A 677-nucleotide genomic window follows, 5' to 3' on the forward strand; every position below is an offset into this window, starting at 1 on the left:
ATGCGCCTTGGCAAATGGACATTGACTTACAGCTCAACGATGTGGGTTTTACTTACCAAGTAGATGTGTTGGCGCAGCTCGGTCGATTAGCCAGTGAATACCCATACCCATTGACGAAAAAGGTCGGAGAAGCTGGTCAGGCGAAACTCCAAGCATCGGGGAATCAGGAGAGCATTTCGGCTCGTTTGCAAATCCCAAATGCGAAATATCAGACCGAAATTGATATCTCGGGCGATGTGCCAGTGTTAACCGCGACCAACTTAGTGTTAGGCAAAGGCGGTTTTAAAATTAGCCCTGTCGTTGGACACGATGCTTCGATTCGTCTAGATGAGGTAAACCTAGATAAGTGGGCGACGTTACTGGATACGCCAGAGAGTAAAGCGCAATCGGTGCTGGCAAACATGAAGACGCCTACGATTCCTTTACCAACGCGTATTGAAGTCGAAACGCCGAACTTGTTATTGGGCGGCATTGAGTTTCACGATGTGGCATTGAACGCCAGTAAAAAGAACCTAAGTTGGCAGTTGGACGTGAGTAGCCAAGAGGTGAAAGGCAAAGCAACGTACCTCAAACCGTACGATTTATCGGTGTCTCTAGACCATCTGCATTTGTACTTGCCAGACTTTGAGGAAATGACCAAAGAGCGCAGTTCGATTTTTGCTAGTGAAGATCAGAAT

The 677-nt window shown here is 47.3% G+C and carries 1 protein-coding gene; it reads left to right on the plus strand.

The features are described 5' to 3' along the window. On the plus strand, window positions 1–677 hold a 677-nt coding region (locus tag R7P74_RS26790), incomplete at both ends, for a YhdP family protein (protein ID WP_443293446.1).

Source organism: Vibrio sp. 2033 (assembly GCF_033339735.1).